Source organism: Crossiella sp. NPDC003009 (assembly GCF_053591555.1).
Map to the genome: position 1 here is coordinate 53,905 of NZ_JBSFUA010000008.1, position 21,141 is coordinate 75,045.

Here is a 21,141-nt window from a genome sequence, read left to right on the forward strand (position 1 = left end):
GAAGACCAAGATGAAGAGCATTGTCCGCTGGGTCGTGGTGGCGGGAATCGGGTTCATCATGCTGATCGTGGGGATCAGCGAGATGAACGCGACCGAGGTCACCTGCGGCAGCAAGGTGATGAAGCCGGGTGACACCTGCACCACCACCGCCCGCCGCAGCCGCACCACGACCACCAGGACCTACGCCGAGCAGAAGGAGTCCGACCAGACCTTCGGGCTGGTGATGACCATCATCGGCCCGATCCTGATCCTCGGCGGTGGCCTGATGACGCTGCTCGTGGTCAACAAGAACAAGCGGCTCAAGGCCGAAGCGGCCGCCGGTGGCGCCTACCCGGCGCCCGGCCAGGGCGGGTTCCCGCCGCCGGACCAGCAGGGCTACCCGCAGCCCGGCCAGCAGCCCGGCTACCCGCCGCAGGGCTACCCGCAGACCGGCCCCCAGCCGCAGCAGGGCTTCCCCCAGACCGGCCCGCAGCCGCAGCAGGGTTACCCGCAGACCGGCCAGCAGCCGCAGCCCGGGTTCCAGCAGCCCGGCTACCCGCCGCAGCAGCCGCAGTGGGGCCAGCCCCAGCCCGGTTACCAGCCGCAGCCCGGCTACCAGCCCCAGCCCGGCGGCTACCCGCCGCCCGGGCCGCAGGCGCCGCCCGCCTACCAGCAGCCGCAGCCCGGCCAGTACCCGCCCGGCTACCAGCCGCCCGCGCCGTACCAGTCCTCTTGAACAGCGCGAAGGCGCCGTTCCCCAGCCCGGGGAACGGCGCCTTCGGCGTTTCTCAGTCCTCGCTGGATGAGCCCTTCTGCAGGCCCGCGCTGATCAGGTTCATCACCGTGGAGTCCGCCAGCGTGGTGACGTCGCCGACCTGCCGGTTCTCCGCCACGTCGCGCAGCAGGCGGCGCATGATCTTGCCGGAGCGGGTCTTGGGCAGCTCCGGCACGACCATGATCTGCCGCGGCTTGGCGATCGGGCCGATCTCCTTGGCCACGTGGTTGCGCAGCGCCTGCACCGCCTCGTCGCCGCCGTCCACGGCGTCCCCGCGCAGGATCACGAAGGCCACGATGCCCTGGCCGGTGGTCGGGTCGGTCGCGCCCACCACCGCGGCCTCGGCCACGGTCGGGTGCGAGACCAGCGCCGACTCCACCTCGGTGGTGGAGATGCGGTGGCCGGAGACGTTCATGACGTCGTCCACCCGGCCGAGCAGCCAGATCGCGCCGTCGGCGTCGTACTTGGCGCCGTCACCGGCGAAGTAGAAGCCCTGGGACTCGAAGCGCGACCAGTAGGTCTCCCGGAAGCGCTGCTCGTCGCCCCAGATCCCGCGCAGCATGGCCGGCCACGGCTGGTCCAGCACCAGGTAGCCGCCGCCACCCTTGCCGACCTCGTTGCCCTGGTCGTCGACCACCTTCGCGCCGATGCCGGGCAGCGGGCCCATCGCCGAACCGGGCTTGGTGCTGGTCACCCCGGGCAGCGGGGAGATCATGATCGCGCCGGTCTCGGTCTGCCACCAGGTGTCCACGATCGGCGCCTTGTTGCCGCCCACGTGCTCCCGGTACCACATCCAGGCCTCGGGGTTGATCGGCTCGCCGACGCTGCCCAGCACGCGCAGCGAGGACAGGTCGTACTTGGCCGGGATGTCCGCGCCCCACTTCATGAAGGTGCGGATCAGCGTCGGGGCGGTGTAGTAGATCGACACCCCGTACTTCTGCACGATCTCCCAGTGGCGGCCCTCGTGCGGGGTGTTCGGCGTGCCCTCGTAGACCACCTGGGTCGCGCGGTTGGCCAGCGGCCCGTAGACGATGTAGGAGTGCCCGGTCACCCAGCCGATGTCCGCGGTGCACCAGTAGACGTCGGTGTCCGGCTTGAGGTCGAAGACGTTGCGGTGGGTGTAGGCGGCCTGGGTGAGGTAGCCACCCGAGGTGTGCAGGATGCCCTTGGGCTTACCGGTGGTGCCCGAGGTGTAGAGGATGTAGAGCGGGTGCTCGGCGTCGAAGGCCTCCGCGGTGTGCTCGGCGGACTGGCCGTCCACCAGCTCGTGCCACCACAGGTCGCGGTCCTGCGTCCAGTCGATCTCCGAACCGGTGCGGCGCACCACCAGCACGTGCTCCACGCTGGGGTTGCTGGCCACCGCCTCGTCCACGGCCGGCTTGAGCGCGGCCGGGTTGCCCCGCCGGTACTGGCCGTCGGTGGTGATCACCAGGCGGGCCGAGGCGTCCTCGATCCGGGAGCGCAGCGCCTCGGCGGAGAAGCCGCCGAAGACCACGCTGTGGGTCAGGCCGAGGCGGGCGCAGGCGAGCATGGCGAAGATCGCCTCGGGCACCATCGGCATGTAGATGGCCACCCGGTCGCCCGCCACCAGGCCGAGCGAGGCCAGCGCGTTGGCCGCCTTGCTGACCTCGTCCTTGAGGTTGGCGTAGGTGATGGTGCGGGTGTCGCCGGGCTCGCCCTCCCAGTGGATGGCGACCTGCTCGCCGTGCCCGGACTCCACGTGCCGGTCCACGCAGTTGTAGGCGACGTTGATCTTGCCGCCGGTGAACCACTGCGCGAACGGCGCGTTCGACCAGTCGAGGACCTTGGTGAACGGCGTGTGCCAGTGCAGCCGCTGGGCCTGCTCGGCCCAGAACGCCTCCCGGTCCGCCGCCGCCTGCTCGTACAGGGCGGGCGTGGCGTTGGCCTGGGCGGCGAACTCGTCGCTTGGCGGGAACGTCCTGCTTTCGGTGAGCAGGTTGTCCAAGGTGTTGCTCGATCCTGCGTCGCCGCTAGGCGGGGTCATCGCGTGCGCCCTCCCTGCATCGTCGGTGCTGGCTGCGGGGCAAACGGTAGTGTCCGCCGTCACCCGCGAGTAGCCCTCCCCCTGCAAAGGTATAGACCACTCCAGCCATGCTCACTCAAAAGAGTGGCTAGTCAGACGGTCGCGGGCGCGTCGGCGAGCCGCTTGCGCAGCGCCGCCCGCGCGTCCGGCCACTCTCCGGCGAGCATCGAGTACTGCACGGTGTCGCGCAAGGTCCCGTCCGGCCGGATCCGGTGCTGCCGGAGCAGACCCTCCCGTTGCGCGCCAAGGCGTTCGATCGCGCGCTGGGAGCGCTCGTTGCGCACGTCGGTGTGCCACACCACCCGCAGCGCGGCCAGCTGCTCGAAGGCCCGGCCCAGCAGCAGCAGCTTGGCCTCGGTGTTCAGCGCGGTGCGCTGGAAGTCCGTGCCGATCCAGGTGTGCCCGATGGCCAGCGCCCGGTGCGCGGGGGTGATCTCGTAGTAGGAGGTGACCCCGGCGACCCGGCCGGTGGGCAGCGCGATCTGCGCGTAGACCAGGCGGTCGCCGTCGGCCTGGGCGGCCAGGTGGCTCTCGATGTAGGCGGTGGTGGCGGCCAGGTCGCTGGGCCAGCGCGCGGACAGGTGCGTCCACACCGCGGGGTCGCGGCCCGCGGCGTGCAAGCCGGGCGCGTGCTCCAGGGTCAGCGGTTCCAGGCGCACGTGGTTGCCGGTCAGGGTCGGTTGGCGCCACCAGTCGATGTTGTCCACGTGATCGACGGTAGGAGCCCGCAGTGGCCTGCAAAACGGCCACCAGGAAGCGATTCTGGCAGGCCAATTCGAGTTGTCGGCTCAGCCGGGTACGCTCCGCCGTCGTGAGTCCGCTCGCCACCGATCCGTTGCGTCCACTGCTCGAACTGCCCGGCGTGGCCGAGGCGGTGGAGTCCTCGCGGTTCGCCATCGCCGAGGTGCACCGGCACCCGGCCAACCGGCGCGGCTGGCCCACCACGGCCGCCGAGGCCTCCGTGCGCGCGGCCAGGGCCTCGGCCGTGCTGGACGGCGGCAGCGCGGAGATCCCGGCCGCGGGCGAGGTGAGCGACCCGGTGCTGGCCGGTTCGCTGCGGGTGGCCGAGTCCGTCGGCCTGCTGCTGACCACCTGGCAGCGCGCCCCGCTGCAGGCGCTGGCCCGGATGCACGTGCTGGCCGCCACCGACCTGGTGCCGGGCTCCGACCCGGAGCTGCTGGGCCGCCCCACCGCCGACCCCGCGGTCACCGCCCGGCTGGACCTGCTGGCCCAGCTGGTGGCGGGCGGCAGCAAGGTGCCCGGCCCGGTGGTCGCCGCGGTGGTGCACGGCGAGCTGCTCACCCTGGTGCCCTTCGCCGAGGCCAACGGCGTGATCGCGCGCGCGGCCGCCCGGCTCACCTGCATCGCCACCGGCCTGGACATGAAGGGCCTCGGCGTGCCCGAGGTGTCCTGGATGCGGCACCAGGAGGCCTACCTGGCCGCTGCCCGCGGTTTCGCCTCCGGCGAGCCGGACGGGGTCGCGGCCTGGATCGTGCACTGCTGCCAGGCCCTGGAAGCCGGCGCCAAGGAAGCCACCTCGATCGCCGAGGCGGCCGCGGCCGACTAAGCCGCGGCCCCGGCGTTACGCGGTGGCCGCTCGCAGGCTGTCCAGCGCGTGCCGGACGTGCCCGCTGCTGGCGCGCAGCGCCTGGTTGGCCGCCGCGGTGTCCACCCCGGAGAGCAGGCACACCAGCGCGGTCTTCACCTCGCCGTCGGCGGCCAGCAGCGCCGCCGAACAGGTCTTCTCGTCCAGCCCGGTCGCCTCGCCGAGGATGACCAGCGAACGGCCGCGCAGCTTGGCGTTGGTGGCCTTCATGCTGACCATCAGGTTCGAGTAGGTCCGGCCCAGCCGCACCATCACCGCGGTGGAGAAGGCGGTCAGCACCAGCTTCTGCGCGGTGCCCGCCTTCATCCTGGTGGAGCCCGCGATGGCCTCTGGCCCGGTGTCCACGGCCAGCCGCACGTCCACGTCCACCCCGGCGATCGCCGCCGGGTTGGCCGAGACCAGCCCGGTGCGCGCGCCCAGCCGCCGGGCCGCGGCCAGTGCGGAGAGCACGAACGGGGTGCGGCCGGAGGCAGCCAGGCCGAGCACGAAGTCCTTGGGGGAGGCGTGTTCCTCGATCACCGCGGCCCCGGCCGCCACGTTGTCCTCGGCGTCCTCGACCGCCTGCCGCAGCGCGGCCACACCGCCGGCGTGGTGGGCCATGAACCAGTCCGGCGGGGTGCTGAAGGTGGGCACCAGCTCGGCCGCGTCCAGCGTGGCCAGCCTGCCCGAGGTGCCCGCGCCCACGTAGTGCACCCGGCCGCCCGAGCGCAGCGCCTCCACCGCGAAGTCCACCGCCCTGGCCAGCTCCGGCAGCACCTCCGCGACCGCGCCGGGCACGAGCTGGTCCTCGGCGTTGATCATGCGCAGCACGTCCACCGTGGGCAGCTGGTCAAGTTCGAGCGTGCGGGGGTTGCGGCGCTCCGTGGGCGAGTCCACCCGGACCGAGGGGCGCGGCGCGGGAAAGCTCATTTGCCGGTCTCCCGCTGACGGCGCCTGCCGTCCGGGCGCGGCCCGAGCCGGTGACCGCTGACCGCCTCGAAGGTGACCTCCAGGGCGGCCGTGGCCGACTCGTGGTGGCGCTGGGCCACCCCGACGAACAGGCAGTCGATCACGGTGAGCTGGGCGATCCGGCTCGCGGTCGCCCCGGAGCGGAAGGTGGTCTCCCTGGCCGCGGTGGTCAGCACGTAGTCGGCGACCTCGGCGATCGGCGAGCGCGGGAAGTTGGTCAGCGCGACCGTGGTCGCGCCCCGGCCCCGGGCCACCCGCAGCGCCTCCACGGTGTCCGCGGTGGCGCCGGAGTGCGAGATGCCCACCGCCACATCGCCCTTGGACAGCACCGCGGCCGAGGTCAGCGCTATGTGCGTGTCGCTCCAGGCGAAGCTGATCCGGCCGATCCGGTGCAGCTTCTGCTGCAGGTCCATCGCGACGAAGGCGCTGGCGCCCACGCCGTAGACGTCCACCCGGCCGGCGGCCGACATCGCCTCCACGACCTTCTCCAGCTCGACCACGTCCAGCTGGTCCGCGGTCTCCTCGACCGCGCGGGCGTCGGCGAAGGAGACCTTGCTGACCACTTGGCGCAGGTCGTCGCCCTGGCCGATGTCGCTGCCGAGGTCCCGGTCGGCGCGGGCCGCAGTGCGCGCGGTGTCCGCGGCCAGCGCTATGCGCAGGTCCGGGTAGCCGCCGACGCCGATGGCCTTGCAGAAGCGGGTGACGGTGGTCTCGCTGGTGCCCGCGGCCTCAGCGACCTCCGTGATGGAGCGGTGCGCGACCACGGCGGGATCGCCGAGCACCACCTGGGCCACTCGCTGCTCGGCCCGTGCGAGACCCGGGAACAGGGAGCGGATCCGTACCAACGGACTCGCGTCAGCGATGTCCGGGGCCGAGCCAAGGGAAGAGGCCATGTCGGAAACTTACTAACAGTTAGGCGGAGAATCAACAGGTCATCTGGTGTCTTCCTGCCGTCTCAACCCACTGTAACCCCGTTACTGCGGGATGTTGAGGAAGAACTTTCGGTAACTGAAAAAGGGCAAAATGTCACCGATGTCCTTCGATCGAACGACATCGCGGATTCATGTTCAGTCGCAGGTCAGGCCTGCTGACCGGGCCCTGGAATGTCAGATCTTCCTTAAGTCTGCCAAGATCATCGGCTTGGTGCACACAATGCCCCGCCGGACTCCGTTCGGAGTAGTCGGCCAACCGGATTAGGCCGTTCGTGACTCCGAATCGTTACGCCTCGGTGTCGCCCCCGGGACCGGGGGTTGACGTGCCCGAACCCGTTCCGACACCGGTACGTGTTGTGCCCGGTGCGGACGGGGCCGGGAGGGTGGTGAGTGCTTCACCACATCGTCATCGGCTGACCGCGGTCCAGCCCCGCGCGGAGAGCTGTTCGGGGTGCCGTTCGCCGTCCAGCAGCAGGCCCCGGTGGTCGCTGACCCGGATGCCGTCCAGGAACACGCCCCGGCCGGTGTACTGCTTGTCGCTGGCGTAGCGCCAGCGCAGGGTCACCGAGGCGGCCTCGGGCAGCGTGGCGGAAATCCGCCACCAGGCCCGGTGGCCCGAACCGGCCAGCGCGGTCACCGCCGTCTCCGGCGCGCCGGGGCCGCTCGCGGTCAGGCTCAGCGGCTGCCAGCTCGCCCCGCCGTCCACGCTGGCCTCCACGGTCAGCCGGTCGGTGGCCTCGGTGTCGACGAACGCGCTGAAGCCCAGCCGGGCCGGGCCGCGCTGGTAAAGCGCCGGGCTGCGCAGCTCGGCGGACTGCTCCTCGTTGACCGCGGCGAACCAGGCCTCCGCGCCGTGCCTGGGCTTGACCGCCAGCGACTGGGCGAAGCCCTGGGCCAGCGCGCGGCGGGCCGGGTTGTTCGAACCCCAGGCCCGCGAGGGGTGCACCCGGTTGGACAGCAGCACCGCCACCGACCGGGACACCGGGTCGATGACCAGCGAGGTGCCGGTGAACCCGGTGTGCCCCGCGGTGCGCGGGCTGGACAGGCCTTCCATGTACCAGCGCTGGTCCAGCTCGAAGCCCAGGCCGTGCGCGTTGTCCGGGAAGCCGGTGTTGTGGTTGGTCATCATCTGCCGCAGCGTGCGCTCGCGCAGGATCCGGTGCCCCCGGTAGGTCCCGCCGTTGAGGATGGCCTGGCCCAGCACCGCGAGGTCATCGGCGGTGCCGAACACCCCGGCGTGCCCGGCGATCCCGCCGAGGGACCAGGCGTTCTCGTCGTGCACCTCACCGCGCACCATGCCGCGGGCCGGCACGGTCATGAACTCCGTGGCCGCGGTGCGGTCCTTGGCCGCCGGGTTGTAGCCGGTGTCCCGCATGCCCAGCGGCCCGGTGACCCCCTTGCGCACCAGCACATCGAGGGGGTCGCCGGTGACCTTCTCCACCAGCACGCCGAGGGCGATGAGGTTCAGGTCGGAGTAGATGTAGGCCTTGCCGGGCGGCTGCTGGAGCTTCGCGGTGAGCGCGCCCAGGATCCGGCTCGGCTTGTCCGGGTGGTCCCGCCACAGCGGCAGGAACGGCGGCAGCCCCGAGGTGTGCGTGAGCAGCTGCTCGACCGTGATCGCGGCCTTGCCGTTGGCCGCGAACTCGGGCAGGTAGCCGGCCACCGTGCGGGAGAGGTCCACCCGGCCTGCCTCGACCTGCTGCATCACCACGATCGAGGTGAACAGCTTGGAGATCGAGGCCAGGTCGAAGATGGTGTCGGTGCGCATCGGCGCCTGCTGCTCGGGCGGCAGCTCGGTCCCGGCGCCGTCGGCGTAGCGCAGCGCCTGGCCGGTGGCGGTCCTGGTGACGATCCGCCCGTCGTGCGCCAGCAGCGTCACCGCGCCCGCGAACAGCGGTTTCGCCGCGCCCTGCGGCTGCGTCCAGCCCTTGATCTTCGCCAGCGCGGCGTTGATCGGCGCCGGGTCCAGCCCCGCGCGGTCCGGAGTGGACTCGCGCAGGGTGGTCCAGGCGAGCGCGAAGCCCGGGTGCGGGCGGTCGAAGCGGCCGGACACCCCGCCACTGTCGCCCACCGGCCCGGCCGAGGCCGGTAGACCCGCGGTGAGCAGCGTGAGCAGCAGCGCGGGCACGATCATCCGGCGACGCATGGATCTCCCTCAGCGGTAGAGCAGGTACTGGGCGCGGTGCTTGCGGAACTCGGCCTGCTCCTGCGCGTAGGAGCCGACGATCTCCGCGGTGCCCGCGCCGCGGTCGACCATGTCCTTGAGCCGCTCGGTGCCCCAGAGCTTGTGGATGAAGTTGTCCGGCCGCCAGCCGAACAGCCCCGGGTACAGCCGCTTGGCCTCCACGATCATGGCCACCCCGGCCCGGATCGGGTCGAAGGCGCGCGGATCGGTGATGATCAGCTGCACGCCGCCGCAGCTGACGTTGACGTGCTTGTTGAAGGTGGGCACGAAGTAGTTCTCGCGGAACGTCACGCCCTTGAGTCCCAGCGCGTTGAGCGCCTCCGCCCACTTCCAGTCGATCTTGGGCAGGCCGATGGTCTCGAACGGCCGCGTGGTGCCCCTGCCCTCGGAGAGCAGCGTGCCCTCGAACAGGCAGGTGCCCGGGTAGACCAGCGCGGTCTCCGGCGTGGGCATGTTCGGGCTCGGCGGCACCCAGGGCAGCCCGGTGCCGGCGAACAGGGTCTCCCGCCGCCAGTTCCGCACCTGCACGACGTCGAGCTGCTCGACTCGCTTGCCGGTCTCGGCGGGCAGGAAGGTGTCGTTGTACAGCCGGGCCAGCTCGCCCATGGTCATGCCGTGCCGCAGCGCGATCGGCTTGCGGCCCACCCCGGAGGCGTGCTTCGGGTCCAGCTGCGGGCCGTGCGCCTGGCCGCCGATCGGGTTGGGCCGGTCCAGCACCAGCACCGCCGCGCCGGTGAGCACGGCGGCGTGCATCGCGGTGTAGAGCATCCAGATGTAGGTGTAGAACCGCACGCCCACGTCGGTGATGTCGAAGACCACCACCTCGACGTTGGCCTTGCGGTACATCTCGGCCAGCTTCACCGCGGTCGCCCCGTAGGCGTCGTAGACCCGGACCCCGGTGCGCGGATCGTCGTACTCGCCCTCGGAGCCACCGGCCTGCGCGGTGCCGCGGAAACCGTGCTCGGGGCCGAACACGCCGACCAGGTTCACCGAACCCGAGGTCACCATGGCGTCCACCAGGTGCCCGAGCCCGTCGGAGAGCACCCCGGTCGGGTTGGTCACCACCCCGACCCTGCGCCCCTTCAGCTGGGCGAAGTCGTTGTCGGCCAACCGGTCCGCCCCGGTCCGCACCCGCCCCCGGCCGCCGCCCTCGGGCTCGGCCAGCGCGGATCCGGCGGTCAGCAGCGGTACCGACAGGGCCGAGGCGGCTAAGAAACCGCGTCTGCTCACACCGTCCATTGTGGAGTCTTCTCCCGTCACCAGCTGAGGCCGAAACCGAACGGGTACTTGGTCTGCGCCGGGTTGCCGACCACCGGCACGCTCACCGGCAGCTTGCCGCTGGGCGCGAGCTCACCGAAGAGCACCTTGGTCAGCGACTCCATCGACACCGCGGTGGTGGAGTAGGTGGTCAGCCAGGTCTTGGCGTCCTCGATGGCCACGTCGTACGGGTCCCGCACGGCCACCCCGACCACCGGCTTCCCGGTCGCGGCAAGGCGTTTGACCAGCTCCCGCTGCTGCGCGTCGGTGGTCGCCCGGTTGGTCAGCACCACGATCAGGTCCTGGCCCTCGGCGGCGGCCACCGCCTTGGCGATGGTCGCCTCGGTCGGCTTCTCCCCGGTGACCTGCACCGTCGGCGTCACCCCGCGCGCGGCCAGCCGCGGCGCGAGCGCGTTCGCCGTGCTCCAGCCGGTGACCAGCACCTTGCCCGGCTTGGCCGTCAGCGGCAGCAGGTTCGCCTCGTTGCGCACCGCGGTCACCGTGCGGTCGGTGACCCGCTGCGCGGTGGCCAGGTGCTCGGGGATGCCCACGATCGAGTCCACCTTGGACTCATCCACCAGCGGATGGGTCAGCGCGCCGCGCTTGAGCTTGAGCAGCAGCACCCGCAGCAGGCTCTCCTCGATCCGCCGCTCGCTGATCTCCCCGCTGCGCACGGCCTTGAGCACCGCGTTGATCGCCACGTCCAGGTTCTTCGGCATCAGCAGCACGTCCACGCCCGCCTTGAGCGCCATCACCGGGATCTCGGCGTCCGGGTGCTTGAGCCGCACCGCCTCCATCTGCAGCGAGTCGGTGATGATCACGCCGCGGTAGCCGAGCTTGCCGCGCAGGGTGTCGGTGAGCATCTTCTTCGACAGCGTGGCCGGCTCACCCGAGTCGTCCAGCTTCGGCGTCACGATGTGCGCGCTCATGATCGAGTCCACGCCGGCCTTGATCGCGGCCTGGAACGGTGGCGCGTCCAGCGCGGCCCACTGCTCCGGGGTGTGGTTGATCTCCGGCAGCACGTAGTGGCTGTCCTGGTTGGTGTCGCCGTGGCCGGGGAAGTGCTTCACCGTGGCCGAGACGTTCTGCCCGAGCCTGCCCTGTTGGTAGCCCTTGACCTGCGCGGTCACCTGTTGCGAGACGAGCTTCGGGTCGCTGGAGAAGCTGCGCACCCCGATCACCGGGTTGGCCGGGTTGACGTTGACGTCGGCATCCGGCGCGAAGTTCTGGTTGATGCCGACCGCGCGCAGCTCCCGGCCGGTGATCGCGGCGGCCTGCCTGGCCAGCTCGGTGTCCCTGGTCGCGCCCAGCGCCATGCTGCCGGGGAACAGCGTCGCCGGGGAGCTGAGGCGGGTGACCACACCCTGTTCCTGGTCGGTGGAGATCAGCAGCGGCAGCCGCGCCCCGCTGCTCATCGCCGCCCGCTGCAACCCGTTGGACAGCGCGGCGACCTGCTTCGGGTTGACGAAGCTGTCCGTCCAGTTGAAGTAGATGACTCCGCCCAGGTGGTACTTGCGCACCACCTCCGCGGGCGTGTCCACGCCGAACTCGGTCCGGTTCTTCGGGTGCGGCGAGTCCGCGTTCGGTCCGTAGGCATAGGTGACGAAGAGCTGCCCGACCTTCTCCTCCAGGGACATGCCGCGCATCCGCGCCGCCGCGGCCTGTTCCCCGGTGGCCTGCGCCGAGTCCGGTGCCGCGCTCGCGGGGAAGACCCCCATGACGGTGACCGCGGTCAGCGCCGACAGCGCCGCCGCGAGGGGCCGGCGTACCTGGTGCACCGTTGCCTCCCTGGTCAGATCGAGTTTGGGAAACTCTTCACAAAAAGGACTGGATTGCCTGCAAGTTACTGACGTGATCTGGACGGGTCAACGCCCGTACGGCCTCATTTGAACCCGGTCTGCGCGATGCCCTGCACGATTTGCCGCTGCATCAACAGGAAAACCACCAACACGGGTGCCATTGTCACCACACTCATCGCCAAGATCAGGTTGACCGGGATCACCTCCTCCGCGGCGAAGCGCGCCAGCGCCACCTGCAAGGTGTACGTGTGCTCGTCCTGGGCCACCACCAGCGGCCACAGGAAGTCGTTCCACCGCCACACCACCGAGAAGATCGCCACCACCGCCAGCGCCGGGCGGCACAGCGGCAGCACCACTCGCAGGAAGATCCGCAGCTCCCCGGCCCCGTCGATGCGCGCCGCCTCGATCAGCTCGTCCGGGATGGTCAGCATGTACTGCCGCAGCAGGAACACCCCGGTCGGCGTGGCCACCGCCGGGATGATCAGGCCCCACAACGAGTTCACCAGCCCCAGATCGGCCACCACCTGGTAGACCGGGATGAAGATGACCTGCAACGGCACCATGATCGTGCCCAGGATGACCAGGAACAGCGTGGTCCGGCCGCGGAAGTTGTACTTGGCCAGCGCGTAGGCCGCCATCGTGTTGACCACCAGCGTCAGCACCGTCGCCGCCACCGTGACCAGCACGCTGTTGCGCAGGTAGATGACGAAGTTGAAGCGCCCCAGCGCGTCCACGTAGTTGTCCGGCCGGAAGCTTTCCGGCAGCAGCCGCGGCGGCCGCAACGCCAGCTCGGTGCTGGTCTTGAACGAGGACAACACCGTCCACACCACCGGCGCCAGCACCACCAGCGCCAGCGCGACCAGCCCCGCGTAGGCGAACACCCGCCCCACCGCCGGCGCCGGCCGGGCGCCCACCCCGGTCCAGCGCGGCCTGCTCACACCGCCTCCCTGCGCCGGGCCAGCCCGAACTGCACCAGCGTGACCAGCAAGATCACCAGGAACAACAGCACCGACCCCGCCGAGGCCAGCCCATAGCTCACCGGCGGCTCGAACCCGCGCTGGTAGATGTACTGCACGATCAGCGTGGTCGCGCCCAGCGGACCACCGCCGGTGAGGCTGTACAGGAAGTCGAAGGACTGGAACCCGGCGATGGTGGCCAGCACCAGCACCACCAGCGTGGTCGGCCGCAACAACGGCACCGTGAGCAGCCGGAACCGCTGCCACGCCCCGGCCCCGTCCAGCGCGGCCGCCTCGTGCAGGTGCGGATCGATCGCCTGCAACCCGGCCAGCAGGATCAACGTGTAGAAGCCCAGGTGGATCCACACCCCGACACCGACCGCGGCGACCATCGCCAGCACCGGGTCGACCAGCCAGCCGCGCCCCTCCAGCAGCCAGCCCCACACCAGGCCGACCACCACCGGGGAGAGCACCATCGGCAGGAAGAAGGTGGCCCGGAAGAACCCCTTGCCGCGCAGCCGCCGGTTGAGCAGCACCGCCAGCCCCAGCGCGGCCAGCACCGAGATCAGCACGTAGGCCAGCACGAACACCACCGTGTTCTGCACCGCGGCCCAGAACTGCTCATCGGAGAGCAGCCGCCGGTAGTTCTCCAGGCCCACCGGTCGGAAGGTGCGGCCGTTGCGGCTGTCGTAGAAGCTGATGTTGACGCTGTTCAGCGCCGGGTAGATGGTGAAGACCCCGAAGATCAGCAGGTTCGGCAGCAGGAACAGGTACGGCGCGAGCCGCTGCCCCCACCCGACCCGCCGCCCGGTCACCGCCCACTGACCTCCGCATACGCTTGCTCGCTCACCAGGCGCACGGTCCGCGCCGCGTCATCCGGCGAGCTCCGCCCGGCCAGCATCTTGCCGACCTCGTCCCGCAACGCGTTCGCCGTGCGCACGAACGCCGCCGAGGAGTTCGTCGTGTACGCCTCCGCCGGCACCAGTTTCGCCTCGGCCAGGAAGACCCGCATGTCGTCCACCCGCTCCGGATAGCTGATCCCCGGGGTCACCAGGTCCTTGCGGGTGGGCAGGAACTGGGCCTTGGCCGCCAGCTCCCGCTGCCGCTGCGCCCCGTTCATCCACTCGATGAACGCCACCGCCGCCGCCGGATGCTTGGCCTGCTTGAACGAGACCATGAACTTCCCGCCGGGGAAGCCGCCGCAGCGCGCCGCGCACGGGTTCGGCGCCGCCGCCCAGCGGAACTGGCTGTTCTTGGCGAACTGGCTGACCTGCCAGTTCCCCGACAGGTACACCGGGGCGTGCTGGGCGAGGAAGATCTCGTTGGCGCCCTTGTACCTGGTGCCGGACTCCAGCCAGAAGTCCGTCGGCATCGAACCCCTGGCATGCAGCTCGGCGAACAGCTTCAACGCCTCCGCCGCCCGCTCCACCGCCAGCGCGGGACGGCCGTCCAGGTCGAAGAAGGTGGTGCCGAACTGGCTGAGCATGGTGGAAAGGCGGTGCCCCGACTTGTCCATCGCGATCGCATACGGCGTGCCGGTCGCCTTGCGCACCTTCTCCGCCGCGTCCACCAGCTCGGTCCAGGTCCACCGCTCCGGCACCGGCACCCCGGCCTTGGCGAACAGGTCCAGGTTGACGAACGGCCCGTTCAACGTCAGATCGCTGGGCGCCCCGAAGAACTCCCCGCCAGGACCGCGCACCGCACGGGTGGCATCGGGCAGGAACGCCTCGGGGAAGGTCGGATCGGCCAGGTAGGGCCGCAGATCGAGCAGGTCCGCGCGGTAGGGGTTGAGGTCCTGGGTGCGCGCCACATCGGGGGCGTTGCCGCCGGAGATCCGCGCCTGCAGCGTGCGTTCCAGATCGGCGTAGGCGACCAGTTGCAGGTTCACCCGCGCGCCGGTGGCCACCTCGAACTTCTCAATCGTTTGCCGGGTGGCGATCTCATCGGCCCCGTCGGTGAAGTACAGGTAGTCCAGCTCCACCCCGCGCAACTGGTCCGGACTCGCCGGCCGGGCGTCGGTGGGCGCGGTCGCCTCAGGCACGCCAGGCGCGCAGGCGCACAGCACGAGCAGCACCGCGAACAGGGCGCCGATCCCGCGCACCGACCGCATACCGCCTCCCCCAGTCCCGCCTGTCGTGGCGGACGCTAGAGAAGCCGCGGCGGTTGTGGCTACGCCCATCCGAGCGGTGTCCCCCGAATTCCGTTTTCCTTCGAACGCGATGGTGGCGCCCAACGGCTTCCGCCGAGGGCGCCACCAACTGCGTGAACAGTCAGGTTACCAAGCGTGCATCTCGTGTCGTACAAACCTGAGCTCGACGTCCGGCGTCCCGGTACGTAGCCCCTAGACGACAAGCCTCCCGCGGCGTGCTGCGCGTGGGTGCCCGCTGTTCACGCACGGAGCCCAGTGGGGTGGCTGGTACTTCTCTTCGTATCAGCCCTGGCCAGTTGAGGTCCGCACCTCCATGTGTAGTCCGTGAGGGCGGTCACAGCAAGGGCTCAGACGGGTGCACCGTTTCAGAGGCGGGGATGAACGGAAGGTGTCGGACACCGGCCCCGTTGCGGCCCTTCCGGCCGAGGTCAATCCCCGAGGCGGATCAGTCGCCGAACTCAGTATTGCCGGCCCGCCCACGCCGGTGCCGCCGTATCCCGTACCAGGCCGCACCCGCCGCCGCGACCACCCCGAGCCCCACCGCCGCGGCCGCCACCGTGGTGCCCGAAGGCGTCGGGATCCGGGCCCGCAACGACACCGGATCGGAGAAGGTCAACACCGGCCAGCCCCGCTGCGCGGCGAGTTTCCGCAGCGCACGGTCCGGGTTCACCACCGTCGGATGCCCCACGGCCTCCAGCAGCGGCAGATCGGTGATCGAGTCGGAGTACGCGTGACAGGCGCTCAGGTCGTACCCGTGCACCTCGGCCAGCTCCCGCACCGACACGGCCTTGTTCTCGCCGTAGCAGTAGAAGTCGACATCTCCAGAGTAGCGACCCTCGGTAACCACCATCCGGGTACCGACCGAGTGCGTGGCCCCCACCATCTTCGCGATCGGCGCCACGATCTCCGCGCCAGAAGCGGACACGACCACCACGTCATGCCCCTCCTGCTTGTGCTCCCCGATCAGCTGCGTCGCCTCGGCGTAGACCAGCGGATCGACGATGTCGTGCAAGGTCTCGTCCACGATCGACCGGACCTGCTCCACATCCCACCCGGTGCACAACGCGGTGATGTGCGCCCGCATCCGGTCCATCTGGTCCGCATCCGCCCCAGCCAGCATGAACACGAACTGCGCATACGCGCTCTTGAGCACCGCCCGCCGATTGATCAACCCCTCCTGGAAGAAGGGCCTGCTGAAGGCAAGCGTGCTGGACTTCGCGATAACCGTCTTGTCCAGGTCGAAGAACGCGGCAACCCGCTTGCCAGCAGCGCTGATGCCATTGCCACGAGGTTCGGTCACCCGACCAGCATAGGTGTCAGCCAGATAGCGATGCGGTTGCGAGCCGTGTCGCTCGAACGGACGAGAAGCATCACCCACCCACGGGGGGATACAGTAGACGCGTCCGGCTGAGCCGGATGAGTTCAGTCCGACCCCCCGGGGCTGAACTCCTGACGACCCCCGTCCCTCCCCCCTGGCGGGGGTCGTCCCATGTCCGGACCCGGTTCCGCACAGTGACCACCCAAGTCACCCCCAACTTGCCAGAACCCGGCCCCCACCGCACACTCCCGCCCCGCGCCCCGCGCCCCGCGCCCCGCGCCCCGCGCCCCGCTGCGCCGCCTGACGTCACGCCGCGCTCCTGCGCCCGCCGTGCGCCTCACCACCCGGCGCCCCCAGCCGTCTAGCCGCAGCCCGCCGTCACCACACGACGCGGCTCACCGCTCCGCGCCCCGTCACCGCCCGGCCAACCGCCCCATCACCACGCACCCGGCCTGCCCGTTTCACGTCACCGCCCCCCGCCCCCCGCCCCCCGCCGCCTGCCATCGCCCCGCCGCACGGCCCACGTCGGCTGCCTGCCGCAACGCCATCGCTCCGTGGCACATGCCGCGCCACCCACCACCCGTCCTGCGCCGCCCTCACCCGCGTCGCACTCACCTGCCCAGCCCTGCCCCCTCCCGCTTCCCTCGCCCGCCCCGCCCTGCCCTGCCTCGCCCCGCCCTGCCCTGCCCTGCCTCGCCCCGCCCTGCCCTGCCTCGCCCTGCCCTGCCCTGCCTCGCCCCGCCCTGCCCTGCCCTGCCCTGCCCTGGCTCGCCCTGCTCGGCCCCATCCCGTCGCGCCTCGCCCTGCTCGGACCCCCTCCCGCCTCGCTTCGCCCCACCCCGCCACCTCTCTCTGCCGCCCGCCCGCGCGCGAGGGGATCCCCCACTTCCAGCCTGCCCCATCCCGCGCCCCCAACCAGCCAAAACCTCCTCCAAGATCGCGACTTATCCCCAACACCCCACCTATCCACAGCCCCCACCCCACCCGCTGGATCCCGCCCCCCAAACCCCGCCACGGTGGACCCACACCCGCAACCCGCGGCACCACCCAGGGGGACACATGCCAGAAACCCGTCCGTTGGTCATGGTCAACGAGGACACCCTGCTCGACGAGGTCCTCCGCGTGGCGGCCGCCGCCGGCCGCGACGTCGAATGCGTCCCTGACCTCACCGCCGCCCGCCAGCGCTGGGCCCGCGCCCCGCTGGTCGTGCTCGACGACGACGGCCTCACCCAGTGCGCCACCGCCGGCATGCCCCGCCGCAACGGCATCTACGTCCTCTGCCGCACCGACCCGCCGCCGGACATCTGGGCCCGCGCCCTGGCCGTCGGCGCCGAACAGGTCAGCTGCCTCACCGAAGCCGAACCCTGGCTTTCCGCCGCACTGGCCCGAGCCGAGGAGGTCGAGGACGAACCGGACGGCCGGGTCATCGCCGTGCTCGGCGGTCGCGGCGGCGCAGGCGCCTCGGTGTTCGCCGCCGCCCTCGCCCTCACCGCCGCCGACCGCGGCAACCCGTCCATGCTGCTGGACTGCGACCCGCTCGGCGGCGGCCTCGAGCTCGTGCTCGGCGGCGAGAAACGTGAAGGCGTCCGCTGGTCCGGCATCACGGTGAACCGCGGCAACCTCGCCAGCACCACACTCCGTAAAGCCCTGCCCCGCTTCGGCCGCAACCAGCTCACCGTGCTCTCCTGTGACGACCAGACCGCCGAACTGGAACCACAGGCCGTCGACCAGGTGCTCGAGGCCGGTCGCCGCGGCAGCGGCACCGTCGTCTGCGATCTGCCCCGCCACTTCGACCAGGCCTCCCGCACCGTCCTGGACACTGCCGACCTGGCCGTGCTGGTCGTCCCCGCCGAGGTCCGCGCCTGCACCGCCGCCGCCCGCGTCGCCGAGCGCGCCAGGCAGCGCGGCACCCCGCTGGCCATGGTCGTTCGCGGCCCAGCGCCCACCGGCCTATCCGTCCGCGACGTCGAAGCCGCCGTCCGGCTCCCCGCCTTGGTCACCATGCGGCCCTTCAGCGGCCTGGAAGCCGCCCTGGACACCGGCGGTCTGCCCCACCGGCCCCGCGGCCCACTGGCCCGCGCCGCCCGCCGGGTCCTCGACCGCGCCGAGGACGGCCGCGACTGACATGGAAGTCGATCCGGGCCTCATCGACCGGGTGCGCACCAGGATCACCCGCCTCGGCGGTGCCCTCACCCCTGCCGCCCTCGCCGACGCCGTCCGCGCCGAGACCGGCGGTCTGGTCACCGACGCCGACCTGCTCGACACCCTCCGCCTGCTCGATCGCGAACTCATCGGCGCCGGCCCGCTGGAACCCTTGTTGCGCCTGGAGGGCACCACCGACGTGCTGGTCACCGGCCCCGGCCGGGTGTGGGTCGACCGCGGCCACGGACTGACCCGCACCGAGGTCGCGCTCCCCGACGAGGACGCCGTCCGCCGCCTGGCCCAGCGACTGGCGCTGGCCGCGGGCCGCCGACTGGACGACGCCCAGCCATTCGTCGACGGCTGGCTCCCCGGCGGCGTCCGGCTGCACGCCGCCCTGTTCCCGATCGCCGCCGGCGGCACCTGCATCTCACTCCGCGCGCTGAAACCCGCCACGCACGACCTCACCACCCTGCGCGAACTCGGCACCGTCGACGAACCCACCGAGAACCTGTTGCGCCGCATGGTCAAAGCCCGCCTGAGCTTCCTCATCACCGGCGGCACCGGCTCCGGCAAGAGCACCCTGCTCAACGCGCTGCTCGGCTGTGTTGACCGCGGCGAACGAATAGTCACCGTCGAGGAAGCCGAAGAACTGCACCCCGCCCACCCGCACGTGGTCCGCCTGGTCGCCCGCCCACCCAACATCGAGGGAGCGGGCGAGATCACCCTGCACGAGCTGGTCCGCCAGGCCCTGCGCATGCGCCCCGACCGACTGGTCCTCGGTGAGGCCCGCGGCGCCGAGGTCGCCGATCTGCTCGCGGCCATGAACACCGGCCACGAAGGTTGCGCCGGCACCCTGCATGCCAACTCACCCACCGAGGTCCCCGCCCGCTTGGAAGCCCTCGCCGCGCTCGGCGGCCTGTCCCGCCCGGCCCTGCACAGCCAGCTGAGCGCTGCCCTCCAGGTAGTCCTGCACCTGCGCCGCGACGACCAGGGCAACCGAGTCCTCGCGGCCATCGGCGTCCTGGACCGCGCCGACGACTACATCCGCATAGTGCCCGCCTGGCAACAAAACCAAGGCTGGTCGGCCGCCAAAACCCGCCTCACCACCTTGCTCCGCACCCGAGAACCGGCAACCGCATGACCCCAGCCGCCGCCCTCTGCCTAGCCCTCGCCGTCCTGCTCTGGCCCCCCAGAACCAGCCACCACCGCCTGGCCCAACTCCACCCGCCCCCACCCCGGCAACCCCGAAACCACCCCTCTCGCCCGCTCCTGCTGATCCCACCCGTCCTGGCAACCCTGGTCGCCGGAATCGGCGGCCTGCTGGCCGCAACAGCCCTCACCTGGACCCTGTACCGCCACCACACCCGCACCCGCGAGCACCGCAAGGCCCGCCACACCGACACCGCCCGAGCCGACACCCTCAACCTCCTGGTGACCCAGCTGCGCACCGGCACCCACCCGGCCCTGGCCGCCGAAGCAGTCGCCAAGGAAGCCGACCCAACCGTCATCCCCACCCTGACCACCCTGGCCACCGCAGCCCGGTTGGGCGCTCACCCCAGCCACACCGACGACCGCCTGCTCCGCGCCTGGAACACCGCCCACAACCACGGCATCCCGCTGGCCGACCTACTGGACGCCGAACGCCGCGACCTGGAACAGCGAACCCGCTTCGCCGCTCAGGTCGAGGCCCGCCTGGCAGGCGCCAGAGCAACCGCCACCATCCTCGCCACTCTGCCCGCGCTCGGAATCCTGTTGGGCGAAGCCATGAACGCCCACCCCCTGCACGTCCTCACCGCAACCCCAGCAGGCCAGTTCCTGCTCCCCATAGGCGCCCTGCTGATCTGCACCGGCCTGGAATGGAGCGCCCGCCTGACCGCCAACACCACCCACCCCACCCCGCCCCAACCCAGAAACCCACCATGCCAACCCACGCCGCAGCGGCACTCCTCCTCGCCCTCGCCCTCCTAACCCTGCCACCCCGTCCGAACCACCGAGCCCGCCTCAACCTCCCACCCACACCCCGCCAAACCCGCAAAATCCCCCTCCTACCAACACTTCTAGCCCTCGCAACCGCAACCACGGCGCTCCTCATCGGCCTCCACCCGGTCCTGAGCCTCCCCCTGTCCGCCACGGTCGCGCTGATCAGCCACGCCCTCCACAACCGCGCCAGCCAACCCCCGCCCCAAGACCCCCTGTCCCTGGCCACCGCCTGCGACCTGCTGGCCGCCTGCCTCCGCGCCGGCCTCCCCATCCCACAAGCCCTGCGCCTCTCCGCCGCCGAACTGACCGGCCCACCCGCCACCGCCCTCAACGACACAGCCGCCCTCCTCACCCTGGGCGCCACCCCCGCCCAGGCCTGGACCCCAGCCACACACCTCCCGGCCCTGTCCCGCCTTGCCCGCGCCGCCCGCCACACCGCCCGCTCCGGCGCCGCCCTCGCCGACACGGCCACCAACCTCGCCACCCAAATCCGCACCGAAACCGAACACCAAGCCGAAGCCCGGGCCCAGCGCGCCACCGTCCTCATCACCGCACCCCTGGCCCTCTGCTTCCTCCCCGCCTTCCTTTGCCTGGGCATAGCCCCCACCGTCCTAGGCCTAGCCCAAACCCTCTTTTCCCCGTAACTCCAAAGCCCCACCCACGCGACCACACCGGAACACGCCCAGCTCCCGCGACCCTTCCCACGGCACTCGAGCTCCACCAAGCAGTCCGTTGACACGTCGGTGGCCCCACACGTCACCTAGCGGGCACCCACCCGACCAGCGCCGCGCCACAGCGTTCCCGGCAGCACCAAGCCCCCACACCGATGCCCGCGTCCAACTGCACCGCGCCCCCACTCGAACTCGCACCTACTCCCTAAGCCCAACCGCAAACCTCGCACCCCACGCGCCCCAGCCCTGGCGCTCCGGCCTCTGCGCCCCGGCTCGGCCCACGTCTCTCGTCCAATCCACGCACGAACCCCACGCACCGAGTCGACGCACGGCGCTCCGCGCCCCAGAACCCAGGCCGCAGGCGCCGCGCACAAAGTCCAGGCCCCACAAGCACCCCGCC

The 21,141-nt window shown here is 71.3% G+C and carries 17 protein-coding genes; 6 read left to right on the forward strand and 11 right to left on the reverse strand.

All coding sequences use genetic code 11. The features are described from left to right. The first annotated feature begins 10 nt into the window (after window positions 1-10). Window positions 11-715, forward strand: a complete 705-nt coding sequence (locus ACWDY5_RS11375; RefSeq protein ID WP_449722127.1) for a hypothetical protein — start codon at window positions 11-13, stop codon at window positions 713-715. A 52-nt stretch (window positions 716-767) separates the two neighbouring features. Here the strand turns inward: ACWDY5_RS11375 and acs are convergent, their stop codons facing one another. Together acs and ACWDY5_RS11385 are read right to left on the reverse strand one after the other, a co-directional pair. Beyond that, window positions 768-2,759 (reverse strand): acetate--CoA ligase, encoded by a 1,992-nt coding sequence (acs, locus tag ACWDY5_RS11380; protein ID WP_449722128.1) that lies wholly within the window; start codon window positions 2,757-2,759, stop codon window positions 768-770. Between the two features lie 131 nt (window positions 2,760-2,890). Then, window positions 2,891-3,496: a GNAT family N-acetyltransferase gene (locus ACWDY5_RS11385; RefSeq protein ID WP_449722295.1), complete on the reverse strand. Its 606-nt coding sequence runs from the start codon at window positions 3,494-3,496 to the stop codon at window positions 2,891-2,893. A gap of 113 nt (window positions 3,497-3,609) precedes the next feature. Between ACWDY5_RS11385 and ACWDY5_RS11390 the strand changes: the two genes are divergently transcribed. Beyond that, the gene (locus tag ACWDY5_RS11390; RefSeq protein WP_449722129.1) at window positions 3,610-4,365 is read left to right on the forward strand and encodes an oxidoreductase; all 756 of its coding nucleotides are present in this window, start codon (window positions 3,610-3,612) and stop codon (window positions 4,363-4,365) included. A 15-nt stretch (window positions 4,366-4,380) separates the two neighbouring features. Here the strand turns inward: ACWDY5_RS11390 and murQ are convergent, their stop codons facing one another. From murQ to ACWDY5_RS11435, 9 genes are all read right to left on the reverse strand, one after another. Beyond that, window positions 4,381-5,313: an N-acetylmuramic acid 6-phosphate etherase gene (gene murQ / locus ACWDY5_RS11395; protein ID WP_449722130.1), complete on the reverse strand. Its 933-nt coding sequence runs from the start codon at window positions 5,311-5,313 to the stop codon at window positions 4,381-4,383. After that, on the reverse strand, window positions 5,310-6,245 hold the full coding sequence (locus ACWDY5_RS11400; RefSeq protein ID WP_252486285.1) for a MurR/RpiR family transcriptional regulator: 936 nt from the start codon (window positions 6,243-6,245) through the stop codon (window positions 5,310-5,312). The genes murQ and ACWDY5_RS11400 overlap by 4 nt, the downstream gene beginning before the upstream one ends. 445 nt (window positions 6,246-6,690) lie before the next feature. Then, on the reverse strand, window positions 6,691-8,430 hold the full coding sequence (locus ACWDY5_RS11405) for a serine hydrolase domain-containing protein (RefSeq protein WP_449722131.1): 1,740 nt from the start codon (window positions 8,428-8,430) through the stop codon (window positions 6,691-6,693). A gap of 9 nt (window positions 8,431-8,439) precedes the next feature. Continuing rightward, a complete protein-coding gene (locus ACWDY5_RS11410) occupies window positions 8,440-9,708 on the reverse strand; it encodes an exo-beta-N-acetylmuramidase NamZ family protein (RefSeq protein WP_449722296.1) in 1,269 nt (422 codons plus the stop codon). A 17-nt stretch (window positions 9,709-9,725) separates the two neighbouring features. Beyond that, on the reverse strand, window positions 9,726-11,444 hold the full coding sequence (locus tag ACWDY5_RS11415; RefSeq protein ID WP_449722297.1) for a glycoside hydrolase family 3 protein: 1,719 nt from the start codon (window positions 11,442-11,444) through the stop codon (window positions 9,726-9,728). Window positions 11,445-11,608: 164 nt separating this feature from the next. After that, complete coding sequence (locus ACWDY5_RS11420; RefSeq protein ID WP_449722132.1) at window positions 11,609-12,463, reverse strand: carbohydrate ABC transporter permease; 855 nt, start codon at window positions 12,461-12,463, stop codon at window positions 11,609-11,611. Then, a complete protein-coding gene (locus ACWDY5_RS11425) occupies window positions 12,460-13,296 on the reverse strand; it encodes a carbohydrate ABC transporter permease (protein WP_449722133.1) in 837 nt (278 codons plus the stop codon). The genes ACWDY5_RS11420 and ACWDY5_RS11425 overlap by 4 nt, the downstream gene beginning before the upstream one ends. Continuing rightward, a complete protein-coding gene (locus ACWDY5_RS11430; protein WP_449722134.1) occupies window positions 13,293-14,591 on the reverse strand; it encodes an ABC transporter substrate-binding protein in 1,299 nt (432 codons plus the stop codon). The genes ACWDY5_RS11425 and ACWDY5_RS11430 overlap by 4 nt, the downstream gene beginning before the upstream one ends. Before the next feature lie 484 nt (window positions 14,592-15,075). Then, window positions 15,076-15,930, reverse strand: a complete 855-nt coding sequence (locus ACWDY5_RS11435; RefSeq protein WP_449722298.1) for an HAD-IB family hydrolase — start codon at window positions 15,928-15,930, stop codon at window positions 15,076-15,078. A 1,077-nt stretch (window positions 15,931-17,007) separates the two neighbouring features. Between ACWDY5_RS11435 and ssd the strand changes: the two genes are divergently transcribed. The 4 genes from ssd to ACWDY5_RS11455 are packed head-to-tail and all read left to right on the forward strand — an operon-like array spanning window position 17,008 to window position 20,714. Next, entirely contained in the window at window positions 17,008-18,072 is a 1,065-nt protein-coding gene (ssd, locus tag ACWDY5_RS11440) for a septum site-determining protein Ssd (protein ID WP_449722135.1), read from the forward strand. Window position 18,073: 1 nt separating this feature from the next. Further along, window positions 18,074-19,231 carry a TadA family conjugal transfer-associated ATPase gene (locus ACWDY5_RS11445; protein WP_449722136.1) on the forward strand — a complete coding sequence of 386 codons (1,158 nt, stop codon included), beginning with the start codon at window positions 18,074-18,076 and terminating at the stop codon, window positions 19,229-19,231. Then, window positions 19,228-20,058 (forward strand): type II secretion system F family protein, encoded by an 831-nt coding sequence (locus ACWDY5_RS11450; protein WP_449722137.1) that lies wholly within the window; start codon window positions 19,228-19,230, stop codon window positions 20,056-20,058. Before ACWDY5_RS11445 ends, ACWDY5_RS11450 begins: the two co-directional genes overlap by 4 nt. Further along, entirely contained in the window at window positions 20,010-20,714 is a 705-nt protein-coding gene (locus ACWDY5_RS11455) for a type II secretion system F family protein (protein WP_449722138.1), read from the forward strand. The genes ACWDY5_RS11450 and ACWDY5_RS11455 overlap by 49 nt, the downstream gene beginning before the upstream one ends. Window positions 20,715-21,141: the final 427 nt, after the last annotated feature.

Bases quoted from the DNA above. Each gene is read 5' to 3' on its own strand.
- ACWDY5_RS11375 (WP_449722127.1), top strand. From the start codon at position 11: ATGAAGAGCATTGTCCGCTGGGTCGTGGTGGCGGGAATCGGGTTCATC.
- acs (WP_449722128.1), bottom strand. From the start codon at position 2,759: ATGACCCCGCCTAGCGGCGACGCAGGATCGAGCAACACCTTGGACAAC.
- murQ (WP_449722130.1), bottom strand. From the start codon at position 5,313: ATGAGCTTTCCCGCGCCGCGCCCCTCGGTCCGGGTGGACTCGCCCACG.
- ACWDY5_RS11400 (WP_252486285.1), bottom strand. From the start codon at position 6,245: ATGGCCTCTTCCCTTGGCTCGGCCCCGGACATCGCTGACGCGAGTCCG.
- ACWDY5_RS11405 (WP_449722131.1), bottom strand. From the start codon at position 8,430: ATGCGTCGCCGGATGATCGTGCCCGCGCTGCTGCTCACGCTGCTCACC.
- ACWDY5_RS11410 (WP_449722296.1), bottom strand. From the start codon at position 9,708: ATGGACGGTGTGAGCAGACGCGGTTTCTTAGCCGCCTCGGCCCTGTCG.
- ACWDY5_RS11415 (WP_449722297.1), bottom strand. From the start codon at position 11,444: ATGGGGGTCTTCCCCGCGAGCGCGGCACCGGACTCGGCGCAGGCCACC.
- ACWDY5_RS11430 (WP_449722134.1), bottom strand. From the start codon at position 14,591: ATGCGGTCGGTGCGCGGGATCGGCGCCCTGTTCGCGGTGCTGCTCGTG.
- ssd (WP_449722135.1), top strand. From the start codon at position 17,008: ATGCCAGAAACCCGTCCGTTGGTCATGGTCAACGAGGACACCCTGCTC.
- ACWDY5_RS11445 (WP_449722136.1), top strand. From the start codon at position 18,074: ATGGAAGTCGATCCGGGCCTCATCGACCGGGTGCGCACCAGGATCACC.
- ACWDY5_RS11450 (WP_449722137.1), top strand. From the start codon at position 19,228: ATGACCCCAGCCGCCGCCCTCTGCCTAGCCCTCGCCGTCCTGCTCTGG.
- ACWDY5_RS11455 (WP_449722138.1), top strand. From the start codon at position 20,010: ATGCCAACCCACGCCGCAGCGGCACTCCTCCTCGCCCTCGCCCTCCTA.